Origin of the sequence: Delftia sp. 60, assembly GCF_002754395.1 — a bacterium.
In the GTDB taxonomy this organism is placed as follows: domain Bacteria; phylum Pseudomonadota; class Gammaproteobacteria; order Burkholderiales; family Burkholderiaceae_C; genus Comamonas; species Comamonas acidovorans.
Genome location: NZ_PEFD01000001.1, coordinates 1858362 through 1878289 on the forward strand (window position 1 = coordinate 1858362; position 19928 = coordinate 1878289).

A 19928-nucleotide genomic window follows, 5' to 3' on the forward strand; every position below is an offset into this window, starting at 1 on the left:
GGCACCGGCAGTGGACCCGGGCGGCGCGCCCCGGGAGAAGCCGTGCAGGCTAGCGGGCTATACCGTTGAATGCAACGCGATGTAACGCGTTTCGCGCGGGATGGCGGCCATCTGCCGCTGTTTCTTGACCTGGGTCAGACGGCGGCGGTGCTGTCGGCGTTGTTGGCGCTCCCACTGCTGTCACTGCTGCCACTGCCGTGGGCGCGGGCCGCCTCGCGCATGCGTGCCAGCTCGCGGGCTGGCAGCGGGATGTCGCCGCTGGCGACCTTCATCAGCAGGCAGTGCAGCATTTCGGTGGACAGGCCGTGCAGCACCAGGCGGTGGCCGGCCCGCAGGGTGGACAGCGGCACCAGCGGGTGCTTGTTGTTGAGCATGACCAGATGCTCGGGCGAGGCGAGGATCTTGGCCGCATAGATGGCCACGGTCTCGTCCAGCTGCAGCGAGTTGCTGGCGCGCCAGAAGTCGTTGTCGGTCAGCAGCAGCTGGTAGACGGGCGTGTAGACCTCGATGGCGCTTTGCAGGTCCAGCAGGTTCAGGCGCCCGCGCGGCATGTCCTCAAGGCGCAGGGGCGGGTTGCGCAGCATGGCGAAGTCGGGCTCGGCCACGGGCTGCAGTTCCTGGCCTGCGGCGCGCAGCGCGTTGTTCAGGCGGATGACGAAGTTGAACAGGTTCAGGTCGTGCCTGAGGAACAGGTCGTCCTTGATGTCGTCGATGCTGTCCGGCTCCAGCGGTGTGGTGGACACGGGCGTGGGCGCATTGGCCGCGACAAAGGCCAGGATCTGCGAGCCCAGGTGGAAATGGCGCAGGATGAGCCAGTTGGCCTCGGGCGAGACGAAGCGGTTCATGCTGAAGGCCAGCAGCCGGTGCAGCAGCCTGGAGTGCGCCCAATTGCGCGGCAGCAGCACCTTGAGGATCTGGATGAGCACGATGCTGGTGCGTGCAAGTGGCCGCAGGAAGGGCAGCAGGTACTGGCGCGAGCCGCTGCTGCAGTCACGCAGCCAGGCGGCCTTGACGTCGTCGGGCAGCGGCGTGCTCTGGTCCAGGTACAGCGCGCGCCAGGGGCTGGGGTCGCGCTCGTCGTGGGGCGGTTCGATGAAGTCTGGTGGTTGCATCAGTGCTCCTCGGGCAGGACATGCTCGAACTGCATCAGGTACAGCGCCGCCGTGTGGCGCGCGGTGCGCACGATGGCCTGCGCCGCCGTGCCCCCGGCACTGTCTGTGTCGTCCAGCGCCATCACCATCTGCACGGCCATGAGCCAGCGCTCCAGGTGGTGTTCGTCGTTGGCGCCGTGGTATTCCAGGAAGCGGAAGGCATCGGGCGGCAGCGGCAGGCTGGCGCGCAGCAGCGGCAGCAGGCTGGGCACGATGCGCTGGCCCGTGCCTTCGATGATGTAGATGGCGCCCAGCAGGCCGACCGGATTGGGCGTGGCGGCCAGGCCGTGCAGGTAGGCGTTGAGCGCCTCGCCGCCGGGGTTGCGGCGCAGGCGGGTGAGGTCGGTCTCGGTGCCGCCGGCCTTGAGGTAGTCCTCGTGCAGGATGCGGAAGTCGTTCTGCTCCTCGCCCGCATGCACGTCGATCAGCGCAGCCAGCGCCGCATGTTCGCCGGTCAGCGAGGCCGCGCCCTCGCGCATCCACAGGCTGCCCTCGCGCACCTGGGGAACCCAGTGGCTCATCCACCGCACGTAGTCCGCCGTCTGCAGCCTGCCTGTGCGTATGCGCTGCAGCAGCGGCGTGCGCCACACGCGCGAGCGGTAGTCCTGCCAGAGGCTGGCCAGTTCGGTCAGCAGCGGCGCCAGCGTGGCCGGGGCCTGGTTCGGGTCGTGGGGCGGGGCGATGGTGGAGACATCGGGCAGCAGGTCCGGAGCAGCGGGAGCTTCGGCGGTGGCACTGCGTGCTGCGGCCGTGGCCGGGGTGGCGGTGGGTGCCTGGGCCGCATCCTCCACTTCCAGCAGCATGTAGCCGGCCGTGAAGCGGCCCGATTCGGGAATGAAGCACAGCACGGTGTCGCCGTGCTTCAGGCGTGCCGATTCCGTGCGCAGGAACTCGGACAGCATCACGAAGATGGAGGCCGCGCCCGTGTTGCCACGCCAGGCCAGGTTGCTCCACCAGCGCTCGCGCGGGATGCCGAGCTGGGCCTTGCCCAGCAGCTCATCGACCACGGGGATGAAGCGCTCGGACGAGTAGTGGCACAGGAAATGGTCGATGCCGCGCTCGGGCACCCAGCCCGTGTGCGCCAGGTGGGCGTATTCGTGGATGCAGACATCGAACAGATGCGGCAGCAGGCGGATGTCTTGGCGCAGCGACAGCGCGCCTGCGGCCTCGGCATCGCCCCAGGCGGCAAAGTCCAGGTGGCTGGTGGCGCGGTCGGGCGTCAGGCCCAGCTGCATGCAGACCGGGTAGTCGCCCGCAAAGCTGCGCAGGTGCGTCCAGCGCAGCTTCAGGCGCAGGCCGGGCGCCTGGGGCAGGGCCTGCGGGCCGCCCAGCAGCACGGCGCCCGCGCCATCGGACAGCATCCAGCGCAGGAAGTGGGCGTCGAAATCCGTGTTGTATCCCTGGGCCGCGAAGCGCGAGCGCTTGAACAGGCGCGAGGGCATTTCGCTGGCCACGGCCAGGGCCAGCGAGTCGGGCGCGCGGTCCACGGCCTGGGCCGCCGCCTGCAGCGCGCCCACGCTGGCGGCGCAGACGCCGTGCACGGACAGGGTCTCCATGGGCGGCGCAGCCATCTCGCCCTGGATCATGTTGGCAAAGCCGGGCATGAGCGCATCGCCGCCCGACGAGCCGCTGGCCAGGAAGCCGACATCGCCCAGCGCACGCCCGGCCTGCGCCAGGCAGTCATGGATGGCCTGGGCGGCCATGGCCGTGTTGCTGTGGACGGTGCGGCCTTCGGCGTCTATGGCGTAGTGGCGCTGGACAATGCCGTTCTCGGCCAGGATGCGGCGCTTGAGGCGCTCGGACAGGCGGTTGAGCGGCGCCACGTAGGCATCCATGCCTGCGTTGTCCACGGGTTCACCGGGCAGGAACATGCCTGCGGCATGCAGATAGACGTTGGAATAGGCGACGGGCATGGGTTCAGGGTCGTATCAGTCGTATGTTCCGGGAGGCATTTGCGCACGCGTGCGCGCCGGCGGCCAGACCGTGCCGAGCACGAAGACGCGGGCCATGTAGGGTAGCAGTCCGCCTTCGTTGAGCGCAGGTGCCACGCGCTGGCGATAGTGTTCGCTGTGCAGGCGCGTGAGCTCGGACCAGTGGGCCTGGGGCCGCTCGTGGTGGGCCGTGTGCAGGCCGATGTTGAACAGCAGCGGATTGACCCAGCCCTCGAAATTGCGCGCGTAGTTCAGTGGCGTGGCGCTGTCCAGCCGCTGGCCGCGCGTCAGCGGCCGGCCATCGGCATGGGCGTGCTGCAGGTAGTTGGTGGCCAGCAGCCAGTGCAGGCCATGCAGCTGGGGAACGATCACCAGCAGCAAGGCCTTTTGCCAATCCAGCGACAGCAGCAGTGCCCAACTGCCCAGCCACAGCAGGTACTGGCCCATGCAGTAGCGAAAGGCGCCGGGCCAATGCCGCCGCAGCTGGCCCAGCCAGCGCAGGAACAGCGGGTACAGCACCCAGCCGGCCTGCAGCGGGTGGAGCAGGTAGCCCAGCAGATGGTTGTGGTCGCCGCCGAAGCGGTAGGTGCGTGCCATGTCGCGCGGGCCGTGGCGGAAGCGGTGGTGGTTGGCCACATGGGCGGGCCAGAACACAAAGGTCGGGTGGCCCTGCAGCAGGGTCAGCCAGTAGTCGGTGATGCGGTTGGCCCAGCGCCCGCGCCACATGCGCAAATGCGTGTGGTTGTGGTGGATGACGCCCACGCCCAGCGTGAGGAACAGCTCGATCCCGTAGAGCCACAGGTTCCAGCCATGCTGCCACTGCCACCACACGATCAGCGGCAGCGCCACCAGATAGGCCAGCGACTGCAGGTCGCGCCAGTGGCGCAGCCGGGGCAGCCGTGGCTGGACGTGGCGAGCAGGCGGTCGGCTCATTCCGTCCTGGGCCGGGCCGTGGCGGGCAGTGCCACGCGCGTGCGCATCAGCCGGTCCATGAAGGCCAGCGCAAAGCCGTAGTTGCCATTGGGCCGGGCATGGTGCAGATGGTGGCGCCGGCTGGCGGCCAGCGCATGCGTGTCGGACACCCCGGGAAAGAAGTCATAGTTGGAGTGGCCTATGACGTTCAGCAGCAGGCTGAGTACCGGCACCGAGGCCAGCGACCAGAAACTGAAGTCATGCACCACCATGGGCAGCAGGATGACGTTGCCCAGCATCAGCGCCTCGATGGGATGGAAGCTGTAGGTGGACCACGGCGTGGTGACGATGGAGCGGTGGTGGTCGCCATGAAAGCGCCCCAGCAGCCGCGTATGCAGCAGGCGGTGGTTGATCCAGAAATGCACATCGTTCCAGATCAGCAGCACCGCGATTTCGATGGCAATGCGCCAGGGGCCTGCATCGGGCTCCAGCCGCGCCCAACCCAGTTGCAGAAGGCCCCAGGGCACGATCATGCCGATGCCGAAGATCAGCACCGAATGCAGCGACTGGCGCCATTCGCGGCGCAACTGGTCGGGCTTGAGCGGGCGCGTGTCCAGCACGCGGCCCACGCCGCGCCGCTGCAGCCAGCGCGTGAGCGCCGTCATGCCCCAGCCGCCGGCCGTGTACAGCACGCCGAAGAAGAGCAGGCCCCAGGCCATGACCTGCCAGGCGTTGAGTTCGGTGAAGGCTTGGGCAGCGGTCATGGCAGTGTGATCGAGCACGTCATTGCGCGTGGATTCCCTGTTCGCGGATGATGCGGCCCAGTGCCGTCACGTCCTGGCGTATGCGCAGGGCCAGGCCCTCGGGCGAGCTGCCGACAGCCTGCCAGCCCTGGGCGGCCAGGCGTGCACGCATCTCGGGCGAGCGCACGATCTCGCTGACCGCTTCGGCCAGCTTCTGCACATGGGCGGCGGGCATGGCCTTGGGCGCGGCCACGGCGTTCCAGATCTCCAGATCGAAATCCCCCACGCCCAGCTCCTTGAGGCTGGGCAGTCCCGGCGCCAGCGGGCTGCGCGCGGCCGAGGTCACGGCCACGCCGCGCAGCTTGCCGGCCTGCACCTGGGCCATGGCCAGTGCGGGCGGCAGCATGGACAGCTGCAGGTCGCCCCCTGGATGGCGTTGAACACCTGCGGATAGCCGGGGTAGGGGATGTGTTCGGGCCTGAGCGCGGAGCGGCTCTTGAGCAGCTCCATGCCCAGGTGGCCCACCGTGCCCACGCCAGGGGAGCCGTAGCTCCAGCGGCTGCCGGCCTGTGCAGCGGCCTCCAGGAAGGCGCGGCCCTCGGGCGCGCCGGCCGGAGCCACCAGCACCAGGGGCGCCACGCCGATCAGGCTGACGGGCTGCAGGTCCTTCACAGGGTCGTAGCGCACGGCGGGGTTGAGCAGGCGGGCAATCGTCAGGTTGCCGTTGATCATCACGCTGAAGGTATGGCCGTCGCGCGCACGGGCCACCTGCTCGCCTGCGATGTTGCCGCCGGCGCCCACCTTGTTCTCGACGACGACGGGCTGGCCCAGGCGCTTTTCCAGCGGCTCGGCCAGTGCGCGCGCCGTGAGGTCCGGGGAAGATCCTGCGGGAAAGCCGACGATCAGGTGCAGCGGCTTGCTGGGCCAGTTGTCGCCCGCCACGGCAGCGCAAGGCAGCAGGGCCGAGGCCAAGGCGGTGGCCAAGGCATTGGCGAAGAGGCGGCGTAGTGGCGAGATGGCGCTGGCGGGCATGGGGTACGTGGGGGCCGCAAAGGCTGCGGGCAATAAAAAACCCGGAGATTATCCGGGTTTGTCGTGAAGCGGCCTGTCAGCCCAGGCCATCAGGCGAACTCGGCCAGGGCCTTCTTCATCTTCTTCATGGCAGCCACCTCGATCTGGCGGATGCGCTCAGCGCTGACACCGTACACGGCGGCCAGCTCATGCAGCGTCATGCCGCCCGAGCCGTCGTCGTTGACCTTGAGCCAGCGCTCCTCGACGATGCGGCGGCTGCGGTCGTCCAGCGAATCCAGTGCCATGGCAATGCCGTCGGTGGCCAGGTGGTCGCGCTGGCGCGACTCGATCATGGCCGTGGGTTCGTGTGCGCCATCGGCCAGGTAGGCGATGGGGCCGAAGGCCTGCTCGCCATCGTCGCTGGGCGAGGGGTCCAGCAGCACGTCGCCACCGGCCAGGCGCGTTTCCATCTCCATGACTTCTTCGCGCTTGACGTTGAGCTTCTCTGCCACGGCGTCGATCTCGCCCGAGGTCAGCGTGTCACGCAGCATGGCGCCGTCCTCGGCCATGGCGGCGTCAGACTTCAGGCCCTGCTTCATGGAACGCAGGTTGAAGAACAGCTTGCGCTGGGCCTTGGTCGTGGCGACCTTGACCATGCGCCAGTTCTTCAGGATGTACTCGTGGATCTCGGCCTTGATCCAGTGCATGGCGTAGCTCACCAGGCGCACGTTCTGATCGGGGTCGAAGCGCTTGACGGCCTTCATCAGGCCCACGTTGCCTTCCTGGATCAGGTCGCCGTGCGGCAGGCCGTAACCCAGGTACTGGCGCGAGATGGACACCACCAGGCGCAGGTGGGACATCACCAGACGCCCTGCGGCGTCCAGATCGCTGTGTTCTTTGAGCTTGCGGGCGTAGTCCTGCTCTTCCTCAAGGGTGAGCATGGGCAGGCGGTTGACCGCGGAAATGTAGGCATCCAAATTGCCCAGAGGCGGCACCAGGGCCCAGGGGTTAGCGGGTGCCAAGGTGGTCGCAATGGAGCCGGAGGCGTTTGTCATTGCAGAGTTCCTTTCTTCCATTCCTTCATATTAGCACTCGTTATGACCGAGTGCTAAAGCCAAAGTTCCGTGGGTTTTTCAGACGGTTGCACTCATTTTTGGAGTGCCAAAAGTCGTTTGTGCCTAGTCTGAGCGATTTTTGGAAACCCTGCTTGCCAGCGGTGGGCGCATATTGCTGGGAGAGCATTACAGTTTTTCCAGCAGGCTTTCAATCTGCCGGCCCAGTTGCAGCAAGGCCGGGTGCAGCTCCTGCACGATGGCCGGCAAAGGCTCCGTGGTGGAGACGCTGCAGTTCAGGACATAGATGGCATCGGGTGTCACCAGCGGCGTGGCCAGTGCAACCACTTCCGGCTGCCACGATGCGGCGCAGAAGCCTTGGCTTTTCACGGACTTGATCGCCGCCTGGATCTGCTGCTCCAGCGCAGGCCATTGGGCGCCCCTCTTGAGCCTGAAGCTGTCGAGCAAGGCCTTGCGCCTGGCCGCTGGCGCCGCTGCCAGGTAGGCGCGCCCCAGCGACGTCAGTTCCATGGGAACGCGCTGGCCCGAGACCACATGCCTGAGCACGATCCGGCGGTTGTAGCGGATGGATTCCAGGTAGACCATCTCGTCCCGGTCGGGACATGCCAGGCCCACGTTGATCCGGCGTGTCTCGGCGAGGGTGCGCATCAGGGGCGCCGCAATCGACAGCACCGTCGAGCCCGTGCGCATGGCGTGCGCCAGGCTCAGGACCGCCGGGGCCAGGCGAAAGGCCCGGCTTGGTTGGTCGGCCTGCAGCATGCCGCAGCCCACCAGGGTCTGCGTCAGCCGGGTGACCGTGGCCTTGGACAGGCCGGTGCGTTCCGCCAGGTCGCTGTTTCCCAGCAGTTCCGAGCCGGGCCTGAACGCACGCAGTATTTCGACGCCTCTTTCCAGGGAGCGGTTGCTCGGGGACTGTCCCGGCTTGTCATGGAGGATGGGGGATCGCCTGTTCGTCATGCTGCTGCCGCTGGTGGGAGGACGCGCTTGCCCCGGTGTCGAAAGCTGTGTTCTTACTGCCCGGGTACGGGCGCCTGATGGAAGCCAAGTATTCCACCGAATGCAAGGGAAATGCAGCCGCAGGCTCTGGCGCGCCCGCTTTGGAATTTCACTGGTTGGAATATGGGGGGTCACAAGCGCGGTGCGTTTCCCTAAGCTTTCACAAGCCAGTCGCCAGCGTCATCGCAACGCTGGCGCAGTGACCAGACCTCTGTCCATAGAACCAGGAGACACACCATGCCCAGTTTCGCCGCCCGCCGTTGTGCAAGGGCCATTGCGTTCATTGCCGTGCTCGCGACTGTCTGCAGCGCAGCATCTGCAGCATTCCCTGAAAAGCCCGTGCGCCTCGTCGTGCCCTTTGCGCCAGGCGGTGGAACGGACCTGATCGCCCGCACGCTGGGGGCCGAGATGGCCAAGGACCTGGGCCAGCCCGTCATCGTGGACAACAAGCCCGGTGCCGGCACGATCATCGGCACCGACAACGTTGCCAAGAGTGCGCCGGACGGTTACTCCGTGGTCGTGGCTTCGTTCGCGCACGCCGTCAATCCGGCGTTGCAGGCCAAGCTGCCGTACGGGAGCAACAAGGCCTTTGCCCCGGTGATCCTGATCGGCCGCGGCCCCAACGTGCTGGTGGTGCCCGCCGCCAGCCCCTACAAGACGGTGGCGGACGTGATGGCCGCCGCCAAGGCCAGTCCCGACAAGCTGACCTATGCCTCGCAGGGCGCCGGGACTTCGGCGCATCTGGCGGGTGAGCTGTTTGCCAACCTTGCCAAGGTCAGGCTCACCCATGTGCCCTACCGCGGCGCAGGCCCGGCGCTCACCGATCTCATGGGCGGGCAGGTGGACATGATGTTCGCCACGGCGGCGGCGGTATCCACCTTCATCGACAACGGCAAGCTGCGCGTGCTGGGTGTCACCACGGCCGAGCCGTCTGCGGCCTTCAAGAACGTGCCACCCATCGCCGTCACCGTCCCGGGCTACCGCGTCGAGAGCTGGTACGGCCTGTACGCGCCGGCAGCCACACCCGCCGCCGTGATCGATCGCCTGAACGCCGCAGCCCGCAAGGCGGCCCGCTCGCCGGACTTCGTTCGCAAGCTGGAGCACGAGGGCCTGATGGTCAATGCCGGACCCGCGGCGGAACTGGACACCTATGTGCAGGCCGAGGAAAAGCGCTGGGCGCAGATCGTCAGGCAAAACAACATCCATCCCGATTGATCGCACGGCCTGCGATCGCTTTCAAAGCACGCCATGAACTACGAACTGATCCAACTGAATGTCTCCGATGCGGTGGCGACCCTGACCCTGAACCGCCCCGACAAGCGCAACGCCATGAGTGACGACATGCGCACCGAGTTCATCGATGCCCTGGAGCGCGTGGCGGCAGACAAGGCCATCAAGGCCCTGGTGCTGACAGGCGCGGGCAAGGGATTTTGCGCAGGCGGTGACATTGCCGGAATGCAAAGGCGCATGAATGCTCCCGCGGGCGAGGTGGGCTTCAACGGCTGGCAACGCCAGCAGCGCGTGCACCATGTCCAGGCCCTGCTGCACACCATGCCCAAGCCCGTGATCGCCGCCGTCAACGGCGCAGCGTCGGGACTGGGGGCAGACACGGCGCTGGCCTGCGACTTCGTGATCGCCAGCGAATGGGCCACCTTCGCGTGGAGCTATGTGCTGCGCGGCATCATCCCGGACGGCGGGGGCATGTACTTCCTGCCGCGCCGTGTGGGCCTGGCCAAGGCCAAGGAGCTGATCTTCACGGGCCGCCAGGTCAAGCTGCCGGAAGCCCTGGCCCTGGGCATCGTGGACCGCCAGGCCAGTGCCGAGACCTTGGTGGCAGACGCCCAGGCCTGGGCGCGCGAGCTGTCCTCGGCTTCTTCCACCGCGCTGGCATTGACCAAGACCATCCTGAACCAGAGCTTCGAGCTGTCTTCGCACGATGTCTTCGCCCAGGGCAGCCAGGCCCAGGGCATCTGCTACACCAGCAGTGAACACCGCGCATCGGTGGAGGCCTTCCTGGCCAAGACGGCCGGCAAGGAGTGATGCCATGAGCGAAGCCATTGCCAAGCTGCTGTCGCCGCGCAGCGTTGCCGTCATAGGCGCCTCTGCCGACCTGAAAAAGACCACGGGCCGCCCGGTGGCCTACCTGCAAAAGCACGGGTTTGCCGGCCGCATTCTTCCCGTCAATCCGCGCGTGGAGCGCATCGGCGATCTGGCCTGCTATCCCGATGTGGCCTCGCTGCCTGAAGTGCCTGATGTGGCCGTGGTGCTGCTGGGCGCCGAGCGTGCGCACCAGGCCGTCAGGGAGCTGTCGGCGCTGGGCTGCGCGGCAGCCATCGTGCTGGCCAGCGGCTATACGGAAACGGGCGAGGACGGGGCGCACCGCCAGCGGCAACTGATCGAGGCGGCCGGCAGCATGCGCCTGCTGGGCCCCAACACCATCGGGCTGGTCAACCTGACCGACCGGATCGTGCTGTCGCCCTCGGGCGCGCTGGAGATGGAGGAGTTCCCCGTCGGAGGCATCGGCGTCGTTTCGCAAAGCGGCGGCATCCTGGGTTCGCTGCTGTCGCGCGCCGCCGCGCGTGGCATCGGCCTGTCCAAGCTCATCTCCACCAGCAACGAAGTGGATCTGGAACTGGCCGACTTCATAGACCACCTGGCCGATGACCCGGCCACCAAGGTGATCGCGCTGTATGTGGAGACGGTGCGCCATCCCGCCAGGTTCCGTGCCGCCTGCCTGAAGGCCGCGCGTGCCGGCAAGCCCGTGGTGGCCTTCAAGATCGGCCGCTCCGAGGCCGGCGCCAAGGCCGCCGTATCGCACACGGGCGCCATGGCCGGAGCCGATCGCATGTACGACGCGCTGTTCCGCCAGGTCGGCGTGATCCGTGCGCACAGCTTTGCCGACCTGCTGGACGTGCCCGCTGCGCTGGCCACGGGCCGCAGGCTGCGCGGCAGGCGCATCGCCATCCTGACGTCCACCGGCGGTGCGGGCACCCTGGTGTCGGACGATCTGGGCGTGGCCGGATTCGACACGCCGGCCCCTGACCAGGCGACGGCCGACGCACTGCGCGCGCTGCAGACCGGCAGCGAGGCCGTGCTGGACCGCAACCCCATCGACGTGACCCTTGCGGGCCTGCGTCCCGACCTGCTGCGCGGCGCCATCAATGCCTTGCTGGCAAGCCCCAGCTACGACGCGCTGGTGATCATCGTCGGCTCCTCCAGCCTGGCCATGCCCGAGCTGCTGGCCGGTGCCATCCAGGACTGCCTGCCTCACTCCGACAAGCCGGTGCTGGCCTACGTCAGCCCGCATGCGCCGGAAATCGGCGCGCTGCTCACGCAACGCGGCGTGCCGGCCTTCGCTGCGGCGGAAAGCTGCACCGCCGCGCTGGCGGGCATGCTGCGCGTCAACGGCTTCCAGGGTGCGCCTGCCGAGCCGGTCGTAGGAAAAGGCTCACTGCATGACCAAGACCTGCCCGTCGGCTGCCTCGATGAAGCGCAGGCCAAGGCCGTTTTCCGCCGTTTCGGCGTGCCGTGCGCGGCCGAGCGTGTGGTGCGCACCGCCGAAGAGGCCGAAGCCGCCGCGCGCGAACTGGGCGGCCGGGTGGTGCTCAAGATCCTTTCGTCCCGGATCACGCACAAGAGCGATGTCGGCGGTGTCGCCGTCGGCCTGACTGCGCAAACCATAGGTGCCCGGTTGGGCGCAATGGTGGCCGACGTGCAGGCCAGGGCGGGCGTGCGCCCGGACCGGTTCCTGGTGCAGCAGATGGTGGCCGGTGGCACCGAGCTGATTCTTGGCCTGCACAAGGATGCGCTGGGCACCGCCGTGATGCTGGGCATGGGAGGCGTGACGGCCGAGCTGTTCCAGGACACCACGCTGCGGTTGCTGCCGGACGACGGCTCACAGCTGGGGGTGCTGAGCCTGTCTGACGCCCTGGAGATGGCCAGGGAGCTCAAGACCTGGCCGCTGCTGGACGGCTTTCGCGGCCGGCCCAGGGCCGATGTCGATGCGCTGGCCCATGCCATCGTCGCGTTCTCTGCAATGGCCGCCCGGCTGGGCGACCGCGTGATCGAAGCGGAGATCAACCCGGTGTTCGTGCTGCCGCAGGGCCAGGGCGTGTGCGCTGCCGATGGTGTGCTGGTTCTGGCCTGAGGGTGCCAGGTACTGCACATTTCTTCCAAAAAAAAGACGGCCTCATTGAGGGCCAAGCCAAGGAGACCACACATGCATGCGACCGAAGTGTTCGGGCAGTTTGCCGCTCAATACCACCGCACCGAGCTTCCCGAAACCGTCATCCACCATGCCAAGCGTGCCGTGATCGACTGGTATGCCGCTTTGTTCCCGGGGCTGGGCGCGGCCCCTCTTGCACAGTTGGAGCAGGTGCTTGCCGAGGACCTGGACCGCGGCTCCTGCCGGCTTGGAAACGGCCGCATGGCCACGGCGCGGGCGGCGGCACTGTTCAACGGTTCGGCGGCCCATGCTGCCGAGGTGGACGACAGCTTCCGCGATGCCATGTACCACCCCGGGGCCGCAACCATTGCGGCGGCGCTGGCGGCAAGCCAGCAGGCAGGGGCCAGTGGCCTGGACTTCCTGCGTGCCGTGGTGCTGGGCTATGAGGTCTCCACCCGCATCGGCGTGACCCTGGGCCGGGCCCACTACCGCTTCTGGCACAACACCGGCACCGTGGGCGTCTTCGGGGCAGCGGCGGCCGCAGGGTATGCGCTGCGGCTGGATGCGGGGCAATTCGCCCATGCACTGGCCACGGCGGCCACCTTCTCTGCCGGGTTGCAGCAGGCATTTCGCATGGATTCGATGTCCAAGCCCCTGCATGCCGGGCGCGCAGCGGAGGCCGGCCTGCTGGCCGCGCAGCTTGCGCACCAGGGGGTGACGGGATCGCTGGACGTGCTGGATGGAGAGCTGGGCCTGGGCCGCGCAGTCAGCGACGGACCCGACTGGTCAGACATCGGTGCGACGTTGGGCAGGGACTTCCACATCACCCGGCTCACCTTCAAGAACCACGTCGGCTGCGGCCATGCGTTCGCCGCCATCGACGCCGCGCTGGCCTTGCGCAGCCAGCATGCCCTGCGGGCGGACGACATCTGCAGCGTGGCCGTGGCCACCTATGGCCCGGCCCTGGATATCGCCTGCTACACCGATCCTGCGACGGAAAACGAAGCCCGCTTCAGTCTTCGTTTCGTGGTGGCCACGGCCCTGGTCCATGGCAGCGTGCGGCTTTCGGCGTACACCCCGGAGCGCCTGGCCGATCCCGCCGTTCGCGCAATGCTTGGGCGTGTCCAGGTGGCCGTGGACCCGCAAATCGACCGGGCCTTCCCTGGCAAGAGATCGGCGCGCGTGGAGATCGTCACCAGGGATGGCCGCCGCCATGTCTGGTTCCAGCCGGACCGCAAGGGCGATCCCGAGCTGCCTCTGTCGGATGGAGAGCTGGAGGACAAGTTCATCGAGCTTGCCGCGCCCGTCGCCGGCGAGGGATGTGCCCGGCAGCTGCTTTCCAACATCTGGGAGCTTGAACGGGCGGGCTGCCTTGCAGGCCTCGCGGCCTGACAGGGCTGCATCGCTTGTGGATTGCAGCCTGGCCTTCAGCAGGCCTGTGACAGCTGCTCCAGGATCGCCGGGTTCTCCAGGGTGGAGGTGTCCTGCACGATGGGCTCGCCGCGTGCAATGCTGCGCAGCAATCGCCGCATGATCTTGCCGCTGCGGGTCTTGGGCAGGTTGTCGCCGAACCGGATGTCCCTGGGCTTGGCGATCGGCCCGATCTCCTTGGCCACCCACTCCCGCAGCAGCCTGGCGATGTCGGCGGCCTCGGCGCCGCTGGGCCGTGAACGCCTGAGGACGACGAAGGCGCATATGGCCTCTCCCGTCGTGTCATCGGGCCGCCCCACGACGGCGGCCTCCGCCACCAGGTCGGTCATGGCCACCAGGGCGGACTCGATCTCCATCGTGCCCATGCGGTGGCCGCTGACGTTGAGCACATCGTCGATGCGGCCGGTGATGGTGAAGTAGCCGGTGCGCGCATCGCGGACCGCGCCGTCTCCCGCCAGGTAGTAGCGGCCCTTGAATTCTTCGGGGAAGTAGCTGGCGACAAACCGCTCGGGATGGCCCCAGATGTTCCTGATCATGGAGGGCCAGGGGCGCTTGATCACCAGGATGCCGCTGTCGCCCCAGGGCAGCTCGTTGCCGGCCTCGTCCACCACGGCGGCGGCAATGCCCGGGAAGGCCAGCGTGCAGGAGCCGGGCACCAGGTCCGTGGCTCCGGGCAGCGGCGTGATCATGTGCCCGCCCGTCTCCGTCTGCCAGAACGTATCGACGATGGGGCAGCGGCCCCCGCCCACCTGCTCGTGGTACCAGTGCCAGGCGGCGGGATTGATCGGCTCGCCCACGGACCCCAGGATGCGCAGGCTGCCCAGGTCGTAGCGCGCGGGATGGACCTGCGCATCGGCGTCGGCGGCCTTGATCAGCGAGCGAATGGCCGTGGGCGCCGTGTAGAAGACCGTCACCCCATGGGCCTCGATCATTTTCCAGAAGCGTCCCGCGTCCGGGTAGGTGGGCACGCCCTCGAACACCACCTGCGTGGCGCCCAGCGCCAGCGGGCCGTAGGCGATATAGGTATGGCCGGTCACCCATCCGATGTCCGCCGTACACCAGAAGACATCGGAGGGCTGCAGGTCGAAGGTCCAGGCGCAGGTCACGGCCGCATGCAGCAGATAGCCTCCCGTGGCGTGCTGGACGCCCTTGGGGGTTCCGGTGGAGCCCGAGGTGTAGAGCAGGAACAGCGGATGCTCGGCCGGCACCCATTCCGGTTCGCAGACATCGCTCTGGGCTGCGGTGATTTCTTCAAGCCACAGGTCCCGGGGCGGGTGCATGGCGATGGCGCCGCCCGTGCGCCGTGCCACCAGCACGTGGCGGACCTGCTCGCAGCCGGGCTGGGCCAGGGCCTCGTCCACGATGCTCTTGAGGGGCAATTGCCGTCCTCCCCGCACTTGCTGGTCTGCCGTGATGACGGCGCAGGCCCCCGTGTCCGCGATGCGGTCGCGCAGCGCCGTGGCGGAGAAGCCGCCGAACACCACGCAGTGAATGGCACCTATGCGTGCACAGGCCTGCATGGCGGCCACGCCGTCAATCGACATGGCCATGTAGATGACGACGCGGTCGCCCTTGCCGACACCCAGGCTGCGCAGGGCGTTGGCCAGGCGATTGACCCGCACAAGAAGCTGCGCATAGGTCACCTGCGTCACCGCGCCGTCATCGGCTTCGAAGATGAGGGCCGTGCGCTCGCCCAGCCCCCGCTGGATGTTGCGCTCCAGGCAGTTCCAGCTGGCGTTGAGCGTGCCGTCATTGAACCATTCGTAGAACGGGGCGCGGCTTTCATCGAGCACGCGCGTGAACGGGCGCTTCCACGCGACGAACTCGCGCGCGAGCCGGCCCCAGAACGCCTGGGGGTCGGCGTCCGCCTCCGCGACGAGCCGGTCATAGGCGGCGCGCCCGCTCACGCGCGCATTGCGGGCCAGCTCTGCAGATGGGGGATAGGACGGTGCAAGGGACGGTGCAAGGTCTTGGCTCATGGTGGTTGTCTTCAGGGTCTAGAAATCAAGGGGGTCACGAAGCCGGTGCAAAAAGCTCAGGCGCAAAAACTCCGGCGCAAAGGCTCAGGCGCAAGGCCCCGGGGCGTCAGTCCCCGCAGTGCCGGCCTATCCAGCCGGCAATGGCCGCCGCGCTGCGGAAGTCGTCGCAGGAGCGGGCCGGAATGTCCGGATGGCGCTGGTTCCACAGGCGTGCCAGCGCCTGGCCGGGGCCGATTTCCAGAACGCACCGCACCTGGCGTGCGGCAATGCTGTCCATGCAGTCGTCCCAGTGCACCGTGCCCGCTATCTGCTCTGACAGCGCCGTCCGGGCGCCTGCGGCGTCACGCACCCGCCGGGCCGTGTTGCTGAACAGCGCCACGGCGGGCGCGTGCACGGCCACCTGGCCCAGGTCCTGTGCGAAGGCCTGTGCGGCCTGTCGCATCCACGGGGTGTGGGACGCCACCTGCACGCGCAGCCGGGTGGCATGCGCGCCCTGGCGGGCCGCCAGCGCCTGCGCCTGCTCCAGCGCCGCATGGGGGCCGCCCAGGATGAGGTTCTCGGGGCCATTGCGTATGGCCACGGCCAGCCCGGTCGTCTCCAGCAGGGCGGCCATGCGTGCGGGCGGCAGGCCGCTGACGGCCAGCAGCCCGCCGCCGGGCATCTGCTGGGCGCAGCGGTCCATGGCCGCCGCGCGGCGCGCGGCCAGGGCAACGATGTCGCAGGCATCCAGCGCGCCCGCGGCACCGAATGCGGGCAGTTCCCCCACGCTGTAGCCCGCCACGGCCGAAGGCGCGGGCAGTTGCGGGGACAGCTGCATCCACGCGGCCATGGCCAGGCCCGCCAGCAGGGGCTGGGCCACGGCGTTGGACTCGGCCCACGGCGCATCGGCCAACCTGTCGCGCCAGTGCGAAACCTGCAGCTGTTCGCAGACTGCCTGTGTCCATGCATCGTCCGCCAGCCAGGCAAGCATGGCGGGATGCTGCGTACCCTGGCCCGAAAACAGCAGTGCAAAGCTCATGGCCGCTCGCAGACACGCAGCACCCAGCAGGCCGCCGCCAGGGTATCGGCCGCGCCGCCCGGCGAAAGGCGGCGCGCCACGAAATCGTCGCAAATGGCCTGCGCCCTGGACAGGCCTTCGGGATGCGCGCATCCGCCGGCCTGGAGAAAGCGGCGCGCGGCATCCTGGCCATGGCGCAGCCCCTGCATGCCCGCGCGGTGGGCCATGTTGCAGTCGTCCAGCACCGCCATGATGTGGAACAGGGCCTCCAGCCGCGCCAAGGGGGCGGGCAGCCCGCTGGCATGCGCTCTGGCCAGCGCCGGCACGGCGGTGTCGAACAGGACGGGGAAACCCAGGGCCGCCTCCTGCGAGGCGCCCCGCAGGCCGTGGCGGCGCGCGGCGATGCCGCCGGGCAGGGCGGAGGTCCGCAAGCTGCGCTGCTGCAGCGCTTCCCCCCAGTGGCGGCACAGGGCCTCGCGCAGCCATGCGGCGCCGGGAATGCAGGCCTGCTCGGCCAGCACCGCGCCGCCGGCCGCGCACAGCAGGCCCAGCATGAAGACGGCGCCACGGTGGGTGTTGATGCCGCCGGTGGCGGCCAGCATGCGCTGCTCCGCCTCGATGCCCAGGCGCTCCAGCACGGGAAACGATGCGCCCTGGCTGCCTGCCTGGGCCATTTTGGGGAAGTAGCTGCGCAGCGCGAACAGGCTGCGCATGAAGCTGTGGGCATCCATGTCGTCATGGCTGCCGCGGTCCACCAGGGTCACCAGGCCGGGCTTGGGTGTCAGCGACAGTTCGTCGTAGAGGGCCAGCGTGGCCGCGCGGCCGATATGCCCGGTCGATGGCAACGCCCGGGCCGGGCGGAGAAGGGCAGGTTTCATGCAGGAACTCCAGGCGCCGCAGCCGACGCACACCAGTCATGGTCTTCACGCAGTGCCACCCCGTGCAGGCCCTTGACCAGGACCGATCGCACCCTGCCTGCACGCCAGGCGGCCCATTCGCGCCAGGCCACGGCCCAGCCGCCGGGAAACACCAGCTCGGCATCCACGCGCGGGCCGTCCTGCGGCACGGCCTGCAGCAGGCGGGCCAGCCGATCGCCCTGTTCGGCGCCATCGACCGGAACCCAGAGGTCGATGTCCGAGCCGGGCCGCAGATAGGGCAGGCCCGTGATGCACTGCCACCCGTGGCTGCCGAAGACAAAACCCGTCGCCCCGGCCATGTGCAATCGCTGCTTCAAGGAGTCCAGCGCGTCCCGCAGGGCGCCGGACACCGCCAGGGGCGCGGCCATCAGCTCGTCCAGCGAGGGAAATTCGCGGGTACCGATGGCCGCGCCGCGCGCCACATCGAAGCCCATGCGCCGCCGCTGCCAGCGCCCGGGCGCAGGCAGGCCCAGCGCCATCAGGCCGGCGGCGGCATGGTCGGCCGACTGCCGCGCGACCACCAGCGGCAGTGCATGGTCGCGCCAGTGCGTGAGGATCTCGCGCGCCTGCGCATCCCAGGGGCGTTCCAGCAGGTCCGCCCAGGCCTGCGGGCCCAGGTCCACCAGCTGGTGGCGGTGCAGGGTGTCCAGCATGCTGCGGCCTGCCTTCATCCAGCGGCCAGGACGCGCTGCACCACCTCGGCGGCCAGCTTGCGGCCGCCGCGCTCGGCGCCGTCCAGAGCGCGCATGTCCTCGCGCGGGCTGTGGGCCAGGGCGTCGCGCAGCGCCGCCTGCAGATCGCCTTGCCACAGGCCGCGCACGCCGCCCATGGCCACGTAGTTGCCCACGCCGGGCGCGAACACCGGGTTGGACTCGGACAGGGCATTGAGCAGGGACTCGGGCAGCTTGGTGATGCGCGACATGGCGGGGATGCGCATCACGCGGATCTCGGCCTCGGGCAGGGCGTAGCAGGCATCGGCGATCAGGCCCGAGGTGATGAAGCCGCCCGACAGCGCCTGGTCATAGACCAGGCCGATGACGCGGTGGCCCCGGCGCCGTGCCAGGTCGATGCAGGTGCCCAGGTGGGCCATGGCGCGGTTGATGCCCAGCAGCTCGTCATGGCGGCGCAGTTGCTGGCCCTGCGTGTCGATCAGCAGCACGATGGGGCGGCCAGGGTGCGCGCCGACCGTCTCCAGCACCACCCGGGCCTGGGCCAGGGCCAGCCGCACGCCGATGGGCGCGTGGCCCGTGGTGCCGACGATGGTGAGGGGCTGGCCATCGAACACGGCGTGGCCTTCGAGGAAATCGCCGTTGGCGTGAATCTGGTGGCCCGGGCCGAACAGGTGCTCGGCAAGTGTGTTCCATTGCATGGCGGCTACTCCTGTGAAATGCCCGTGGCGGGCGTCGTGCGCAAGGCACGCACGGCGGCGGTGTCCAGGTCGGGCACGCGCCAGGCGTCGGGCACGCCCAGGGCCTGCCACAGGCGCATGGCCTCGTCCTGCGGGCCGATGGCGCTGCTCGCCTTGAGGGCGTCCAGGGTGTCCAGCCGCGCGCGCAGCAGCGCATGCTCCTGCAGCAGCCCTTCAAGACTCACCGGACGGGAGTGGTCCAGCGCGGCGATGGCGGCGGCGCGGAAGGCCTCGACATCGTCGGCCACCAGCGCATCGCAGTCGCCGCACAGCCAGCGGTGCTTGCCGCCCGTGGTGCGCCAGACCAGGGCGCGGTCGCGCGCATCGAATTCATCGACGCCGTGCGAGGCCTCGATCACTTCCGGTCCCGACATGGCCAGGCGGCCGATGTCGCTCATCACCACCTGGTCGGCGCAGCGCGCCACGATGCCCATGCCGCCGAAGCAGCCGTTGGCCCCGCCGATGAGGACCACCACAGGGATGCCCGAGGCGCGCACGTCCAGCAGGGCGCGCATGACCTCCGACACCGCGATCAGCCCGGCATTGGCCTCATGCAGCCGAACGCCGCCCGACTCGGCCAGCAGCAGCACGGCCGCGGGCCGCTCCAGCAGGGCGCGGCGCAGCAGGCCCACGAGCTTGGCGCCATGCACCTCGCCCACGCCGCCGCCCATGAATTCGCCCTCCTGCGCGGCCACGAACACCGTGCGCCCGCCCAGCAGGCCCCGGCCGATGGCCACGCCGTCGTCAAAGGCGCTGGGCACGCCCAGTTGTGCCAGATGCGGGCTGGTCAGACGCTCGGAGGGCGGCAGCCATTCATGGAAGCTGCCGGCATCCAGCAACTTCGCCAGGCGCTCGCGCGCCGTGCATTCCGCGTAGCTGATCATGGCTGGCCTCCCTGCAGTTCGGCCAGGGCCTGGTCCAGCCGCAGGCTGACCACGGCCGGCGTGGCCCCCATGTCGTTGATGGACACGCGCACGCCGCCCACGGGGTGGCGCTCGCGGAAATCCTCCACCACGGCCTGCCAGATGGCGCCGAAGCCGTGTGCCGAGGTCTGCACCTGCACTTCGCAGCCATCGCCGCCCGTGCTCTCCAGCATCACCTCCAGGTTGCCCGAGCCGACCACGCCGACCAGGACGGGGGCAAAGGCGCCGGCCGGCCGGCCGCCTGCGAAGCAATAGCTCAGGGACTCCAGCCCTGCGGGTATCTCGCTCATA

Annotated in this window: 17 protein-coding genes and 1 pseudogene; 4 read left to right on the forward strand and 14 right to left on the reverse strand. The window is 68.9% G+C overall.

Going from position 1 to position 19928, the window contains the following annotated elements:
• Positions 1–134: 134 nt before the first annotated feature.
• The 7 genes and pseudogenes from CLV01_RS08355 to CLV01_RS08385 form a co-directional block, all read right to left on the reverse strand.
• Positions 135–1112, reverse strand: a complete 978-nt coding sequence (locus CLV01_RS08355; protein WP_043824665.1) for a DUF6999 family protein — start codon at positions 1110–1112, stop codon at positions 135–137.
• Complete coding sequence (locus CLV01_RS08360) at positions 1112–3064, reverse strand: StlD/DarB family beta-ketosynthase (protein WP_099734559.1); 1953 nt, start codon at positions 3062–3064, stop codon at positions 1112–1114. The genes CLV01_RS08355 and CLV01_RS08360 overlap by 1 nt, the downstream gene beginning before the upstream one ends.
• A gap of 15 nt (positions 3065–3079) precedes the next feature.
• Positions 3080–4015: a fatty acid desaturase gene (locus tag CLV01_RS08365; protein WP_099734558.1), complete on the reverse strand. Its 936-nt coding sequence runs from the start codon at positions 4013–4015 to the stop codon at positions 3080–3082.
• Positions 4012–4758, reverse strand: a complete 747-nt coding sequence (locus CLV01_RS08370) for a sterol desaturase family protein (protein ID WP_099734557.1) — start codon at positions 4756–4758, stop codon at positions 4012–4014. The genes CLV01_RS08365 and CLV01_RS08370 overlap by 4 nt, the downstream gene beginning before the upstream one ends.
• Before the next feature lie 19 nt (positions 4759–4777).
• A pseudogene (locus tag CLV01_RS08375) lies at positions 4778–5769 on the reverse strand (Bug family tripartite tricarboxylate transporter substrate binding protein).
• Positions 5770–5858: 89 nt separating this feature from the next.
• Entirely contained in the window at positions 5859–6803 is a 945-nt protein-coding gene (gene rpoH / locus CLV01_RS08380) for an RNA polymerase sigma factor RpoH (protein WP_012203622.1), read from the reverse strand.
• 186 nt (positions 6804–6989) lie between these two features.
• Entirely contained in the window at positions 6990–7778 is a 789-nt protein-coding gene (locus CLV01_RS08385; RefSeq protein ID WP_099734555.1) for an IclR family transcriptional regulator, read from the reverse strand.
• Positions 7779–8054: 276 nt separating this feature from the next.
• Between CLV01_RS08385 and CLV01_RS08390 the strand changes: the two genes are divergently transcribed.
• The 4 genes from CLV01_RS08390 to CLV01_RS08405 all read left to right on the forward strand — a co-directional run bounded on the left by CLV01_RS08390 (position 8055) and on the right by CLV01_RS08405 (position 13374).
• Complete coding sequence (locus tag CLV01_RS08390) at positions 8055–9032, forward strand: tripartite tricarboxylate transporter substrate binding protein (RefSeq protein ID WP_099734554.1); 978 nt, start codon at positions 8055–8057, stop codon at positions 9030–9032.
• A 33-nt stretch (positions 9033–9065) separates the two neighbouring features.
• The gene (locus CLV01_RS08395) at positions 9066–9857 is read left to right on the forward strand and encodes an enoyl-CoA hydratase/isomerase family protein (protein WP_099734553.1); all 792 of its coding nucleotides are present in this window, start codon (positions 9066–9068) and stop codon (positions 9855–9857) included.
• Between the two features lie 4 nt (positions 9858–9861).
• Positions 9862–11964, forward strand: coding sequence for an acetate--CoA ligase family protein (locus CLV01_RS08400; RefSeq protein ID WP_099734552.1), 2103 nt, complete (start codon positions 9862–9864; stop codon positions 11962–11964).
• 72 nt (positions 11965–12036) lie between these two features.
• Positions 12037–13374, forward strand: a complete 1338-nt coding sequence (locus CLV01_RS08405) for an MmgE/PrpD family protein (RefSeq protein WP_099734551.1) — start codon at positions 12037–12039, stop codon at positions 13372–13374.
• A 35-nt stretch (positions 13375–13409) separates the two neighbouring features.
• Here CLV01_RS08405 and acs read toward each other — a convergent pair whose 3' ends face one another.
• From acs to mdcC, 7 genes are all read right to left on the reverse strand, one after another.
• Positions 13410–15392 carry an acetate--CoA ligase gene (gene acs, locus CLV01_RS08410; protein ID WP_099734550.1) on the reverse strand — a complete coding sequence of 661 codons (1983 nt, stop codon included), beginning with the start codon at positions 15390–15392 and terminating at the stop codon, positions 13410–13412.
• A gap of 106 nt (positions 15393–15498) precedes the next feature.
• Positions 15499–16410 carry an acyltransferase domain-containing protein gene (locus CLV01_RS08415; RefSeq protein WP_063327119.1) on the reverse strand — a complete coding sequence of 304 codons (912 nt, stop codon included), beginning with the start codon at positions 16408–16410 and terminating at the stop codon, positions 15499–15501.
• A complete protein-coding gene (locus CLV01_RS08420; protein WP_099734549.1) occupies positions 16407–17267 on the reverse strand; it encodes a triphosphoribosyl-dephospho-CoA synthase in 861 nt (286 codons plus the stop codon). The genes CLV01_RS08415 and CLV01_RS08420 overlap by 4 nt, the downstream gene beginning before the upstream one ends.
• On the reverse strand, positions 17264–17959 hold the full coding sequence (gene mdcG / locus CLV01_RS08425) for a malonate decarboxylase holo-[acyl-carrier-protein] synthase (RefSeq protein ID WP_257221237.1): 696 nt from the start codon (positions 17957–17959) through the stop codon (positions 17264–17266). Before mdcG ends, CLV01_RS08420 begins: the two co-directional genes overlap by 4 nt.
• Before the next feature lie 14 nt (positions 17960–17973).
• Positions 17974–18675: a biotin-independent malonate decarboxylase subunit gamma gene (locus CLV01_RS08430; RefSeq protein ID WP_097203377.1), complete on the reverse strand. Its 702-nt coding sequence runs from the start codon at positions 18673–18675 to the stop codon at positions 17974–17976.
• A gap of 5 nt (positions 18676–18680) precedes the next feature.
• The gene (locus CLV01_RS08435) at positions 18681–19598 is read right to left on the reverse strand and encodes a biotin-independent malonate decarboxylase subunit beta (protein ID WP_099734547.1); all 918 of its coding nucleotides are present in this window, start codon (positions 19596–19598) and stop codon (positions 18681–18683) included.
• Positions 19595–19927 (reverse strand): malonate decarboxylase acyl carrier protein, encoded by a 333-nt coding sequence (gene mdcC, locus CLV01_RS08440; RefSeq protein ID WP_012203694.1) that lies wholly within the window; start codon positions 19925–19927, stop codon positions 19595–19597. Before mdcC ends, CLV01_RS08435 begins: the two co-directional genes overlap by 4 nt.
• Between the last annotated feature and the right edge of the window lies 1 nt (position 19928).